This window comes from Holospora undulata HU1 (assembly GCF_000388175.3).
Lineage (GTDB): Bacteria > Pseudomonadota > Alphaproteobacteria > Holosporales > Holosporaceae > Holospora > Holospora undulata_A.
The window spans coordinates 1-5,437 of the sequence record NZ_ARPM03000053.1 but is presented as its reverse complement, the minus strand read 5'-3'; the positions used below and the strand labels follow the sequence as shown (position 1 = coordinate 5,437).

General features: G+C 42.9%; 1 protein-coding gene. It reads right to left on the bottom strand.

What is annotated here, in order from left to right; genetic code table 11:
* Window positions 1–5,115: hypothetical protein (locus K737_RS00765; RefSeq protein ID WP_035574731.1), on the bottom strand; the 5,115-nt coding region annotated here is incomplete at its 3' end.
* Between the last annotated feature and the right edge of the window lie 322 nt (window positions 5,116–5,437).

Here is a 5,437-nt window from a genome sequence, read left to right as displayed (position 1 = left end):
AAGATTCTTGCCCAAGTCCTTCAAAAAAGAGCTCAGCTCTAAAGAAGGCCCCCCCAGCAAAGAATCTAGCCCATTATTCTGGATGAAACTTTGCCCAATAGCGCTGCTAATCGCCCCTATGGGCCCCCCCGTTAGTGCGGAAAGCGCAGATATCCCCACACTTAGCACCGCCTTAATCGCGGGCTTAAGGCTTACCTGGCAAGGCTGAACCATTTCTTTGATGCAGGGCGTTAATACATGCTGCACCTGCGTGAAGGTTTCCGTTAAATTTTCTCTTGGTGCGATTTCTAAAGGCAAATCCTGCTTTGCGGCAACCTCCAGCACTGGCGCATCCACCAAAAGCGTTCCGCTTACCCCGCAATCCAGATAGTCCACCCCTTTCCCTGAAAGACTTTGAGTTTTTTGCAGAATCTTATTGTCTTTTAAAACCTGCACCTTTTCAAAACTGTCTTTCATGGGGGCTGCCATCAACTGAAGCGCTTCTTGAGCCTGCACCTTTACAGACCCAGAAAATTGCGTGGCTTGAAAAGATCCTTTTTTTACCTTTATCACCATCCCGCAGGCCTCTTCTGATTTTTTCTGAATCTGCGCTTGCACGTCAAGGACGCTTTGCTGGGAAAATTCTTTTGTGCTGCTGAATTGCACGTCAAGGGCGCTTTTTGGAAAATCTTTTATGCTTGGGCTTTGAATCTGCTCTGGCATATCGGCAGCGGTGTTTTGCTGGGAAAATTCTTTTGTGCTGCTGAATTGCACGTCAAGGGCGCTTTTTGGAAAATCTTTTATGCTTGAGCTTTGAATCTGCTCTGGCATATCGGCAGCGGCGCTTTGCTGGGAAAATTCTTTTGTGCTGCTGAATTGCACGTCAAGGGCGCTTTTTGGAAAATCTTTTATGCTTGAGCCTTGAATCTGCTCTGGCATATCGGCAGCGGTGCTTTGCTGGGACTTTCCTTGCCCAAACTCAAAGTAAAGGATTTCCTCTTTTTCTTGGCCATCTTTTTCTTGGCCACAAATAAACTTTTGAGAATTTTGCACAAAAGACAGCTGCCCATGAATTGCTCCAGGAACTGGGTGAAAACTTTGCTTTTCTTCTTGGATATATTTGTTAGAAGAACTTTCCCAAGAAGAGCTATACCCTGGACGGTGTTGAAGAGTAAGCGCCTGAATGCTGCCTGATCCTGCAAAAGACCCTCCTTGGCTGGCAATGTGCTTGGCCTGCGCATTAATCCACTTCCCTTGAATGGTAGAGCCATGAAACGTTGAACTTGCCCCGGAATACACGGCGGTTTCTTTTTTCTTTTGCTCTACCAGGCGGTCTTGTGTGGTGGTTGAAATCCCCGCATCTGCCCAGCGGTCCACCGTGACTTCTATTTGTTCGGCCCTGATGTTTGCTGCAAGAGTCAAAAAATCTTGCCCTTGCACGCTGAACCTTCCCCCAGCTGTAATGGAAGTCCTGTGAAGCGTATCTTGCGTGATGCTGTAGCTTCCCCCATTTTCCAGCGCCCTCTTTTCTGTATGAGACGTAACAGAGCTTACCACCAAAACTTTAGGAGCCCTTATATCAAAATTTCCCAAAATCTGAAACTGCCCTTGCAGCATTAAAGGCAGATGACTTAAAATCGAAATCTCCCCGGCTTTGAAATCTCCTTGAGTGTTTATCACAATCGGAGCACAAGAAGCCTGCTGAGTAATCTGATGTTCTGTTTGAGAAGCAAAAAATGAAGGAATCGCCAAAGCTAAACACGGCTGCGTTGCAAAAGGGGCTTCCTTCTGGAGGAAACTTTCTTGCTGGAGGAAACTTTCTTGGTAATACGCCCCTTCCTGCTGAAAATTTTCAGATAACGCCTTTTGCTTGCAATCATCTATCGATAATTTTTTTTCCCCCCTTCCCCCACACATTTCAGTTTTTTCTGTGCAAGCAGATTGGGCACGCCCTTGATTTGTCCTTGGCGCTTCAATCCCCTGGCACACCTTTGTGCAAACAGATAGAGCTTGACTTAATTTATTTATATTTGCCTTTTTTTTGATTTCTTCTAAAAAATTCTGCTCTAGCCATTTTAATCGATCACTTCTTTGCTTTATTCCCCATTCAATGGCGGTGCACCTTTCTTGAAATCCACAAAAAATAGATACCCCTTCTTTTTGTATGGAAAAAATATTGAACGCCTCTTCAACCTTTAAAATTTTGGATTGTTCATCGCTGATATCCCTTTTAAGGTTCTCTTTATACTTTAAAGATAGATGTTGGTAACTCTCTTTTAGATCTTGTATCTTCTCTTTTAGTTCTTGAATATATTTGCTTGCACGCACCACTTCCCCTTGAAGCCAGCTCTTCATCTGCTGAAAAATCGGATCCGTCATGTTTTCAATCTTTCTAAACATTAACGCCTGACCTTGCACCTGCCAGAGAAATTTCTGATACTTTCTGGCCAATACTGGATTAAATACCTGATTTTGCTCGTTAAATCCTATAGGAACTTGCACATCTAAAATTGTACTTTTTTGCCCAGACGCTCTATCAAAAAAAGGGAAATCCCCTTGTGCACCAAATGAAGAAAAGGCATCCAAAGAAAAAGACCCTTCTGTCAATTTTTCATTTTTTAAAAAGGATTCTATGTTTGGCTCTTTTTCACGTTTCTCATGATCCCAATCCATCTGATCCATTGCGTAAAACTTTTTAAGCGCTGAAAAATTTTCTTGTTCATATTTTCCATCTTCCAAAGAAAAAATGTACTGAATAAAGGCATCCTCATACCCCCCTTCTTGAAAATAAGGTGTTTGCTTTTGGGAGTTTTGAATTAAAAGGCTTCGACGACTTTCCAGCACGCCAGATTCCGCCCCCCCCCTTCTTCCAGAAAAGGTTTGCCCCCCCGTGCTTCCAACATAGCAAACAAAATACCTTCCAGCCCCTAAAGCTTGAAGATTATTCACCATAAGGGCGCCCCCTATATTCGTTTCTGGAACCAAAGATCCTTCAAGGGGTCCTGAACTGCCAAATAGCGTTCCTTTTTCTGCCCTAAGCCCACTTCTTTGTGCTTGTCCGGCACTAGGCAACAGCGCAATACATTGGGAAGACAAAGCTACCTGACTTTGATCTATAATTCCATGAAGTGTTAAATATCCCCCTTTATTTATAATCTCTCCCTTGCCTTGAACACGATGAATTTCCACATGCGCTGGCGGCGTTATCGTCATGAAGCCAGAGCGCCCTTCCCACCATTCTCTTGTTCCTCTGTGATCTTCTCCCTCCCCCCTTACCCACCTTAATTCCATGGGAACGGTTTGAGGGCCTGCCCACAATTTCCCGCGATCTTCTAAATCAAGGCAGCAAATTTCAGTGTTTCCTGCCGTATGCGCTGTGCCAGAAAGCTTAAAATTCCTAACAATAAGTCCATCTCCCAAAAAAGCTTCTTTTCCAGAAAAATTCAGATTTTCCACAAAGCTCCCCTTTGAAAATAACAAACTGGGGAAACAAGAAAGATTGGACAATGCCTTAAACACAGGAAAATCTTGACTTCCCAAAACCGCAGACATATTACGAATATGCCCATAGCACCTTACTTGCCCTAATACAGACCAAGAATCCCAGGCCTCGTTCCTGAGGTCCATTTTCATCTGATTCCACTCCAGCATTCCGCTCCATTGATGCCATGTATTTACATCGATCTTTACATCCTTGCACTGCATATCCCCCATATGCAGCAATCGATTTCCTTTTAGTTCCAAATGACTGGCACACACAGTCCCTATGATCAATAGCTCTTCAAACCCTTGCAAACTTAGGTGGTCTACTTCTTGTGCTTCTATTAAAATTCCTTTTTTTAGTGTTTGCCCTGAATATTCTTTTTTTTGGCTTAAGGATAGGATCTGCCCCCCTATGTCTGGTGCCCATTTTTGAATCCATACTCGATTCCCTTGGGAAAAATTAGAAAAATGATTTCGCCCTTGCTCATCCATCCAGTCAGAGTCTTTACATTTCAATTCCTGGCGCATCCATTCGTTAATGTTTTTACAATGCTCTGCCCATCCCGTTGACGGAACTGGCAGATTTCCCACAAATCCCCCTATCCCCCAACGCCCAGAAAGAAGACCGGCGCAAGATCCAGTCATTCTTTTCTGTAACAGCGTTCCTTCAACAAACGTCCACGGCTCCCAAGGTGTTGTTGGAAAAAAAGACGCCTGCCTAAGCCCTGAACACAATCTTACTTGCTCGCTATGAAGAAATACTGGCACTACTTTACTTCCCCCGATATATACCATCCCCCCTTCGTTTCTTAGCTCTCCTGTTCCTGTTATATCTTTTATGCATGCTGCCCCTGGCCCTGTAATAGGACACCACCCTTGGTGACTTTTTATTCCAGCACCTTGCACTGAAAGCCTTCCTTCGTTTATATTTACGCGTTCTCCACTAAACGCTCCGCTTATTTTTAGCGCTCCTTTTCCAAGGTCTAACGCCTTTGCCTTTATTAATCCTGCGCACCACACCTCCCCAGAGCCCTTAATGCACATCTTCCCCACTTGCCATCCTTGATCCAAATCTGCTTCAAAAGAAGGTAAGATCCCCCCTTCAGATATCCATGCGTTCCATTTAGCAGATTTTCCTAAGTTTCCTTTATATTCAGGAATCACTGTAGCCCCCAAAGATATTACTTCGTAGCGATGCGCCAATACTAGCCCTTGGTCTTGCTCGCTCCATTTCCATGTTAAGCTTTGATTGCCTTCAACTTTTCCTTCTTTTTTTTTCTTTCCAATCCAAGCACACCCCCCCAAATCAAGCATCACACTCTGACTATTCAACACTTGCGTACTTATAAACTCTTTTGCCTGAATGCGAATATCCAGCGCCTTTAAAATAGGGCTTTCTATTATTATCGTTTCTGCTTCCTGAATGGTTAGTTCTTCTACCTCCTCTAGCCCTGTTAATATTCCGCTTTCCTTTTCTAGAAATACTTTTCGCTTCCCCTTAAAGTCGTACCGTTTAAGCTCTATTTCTTCAAACTCCTCTTCTCCTTTGCTTCCAACATTCAATCTCCCTTCTTTTACACCATAGCTATTTTCAATTCCTATCCATAAACTTACACCTATCCCCACATTCATAAAGAAAAAACCTTTGTTCATCTTCATAAAAAATATCCTAATTTTCGCTCTGGAGGTTTAATATACCCTCAATACCTTTCTTTACCCCTCTTTCTTTCTTCCTGTTTTTACTTTTTTTTTACCTGTGCTTTTGACACATCATCCCCTATTCCTTCTTTTTCATATTAGCCTTCTTCTTAGATCCTTCAGTCTTTCCTTTTGGTTTATCTGTAACTGAATTTTTTCTTCTATTTTTGTATTTATCAGTAGCGATTTAATAACCTGTATTCATGAATAAAAAAGTGTGATATAAAAGGCTTGAAGGAGTAGAAGAAGAATTATTCAAGCGATTTAAAAGAGTAGG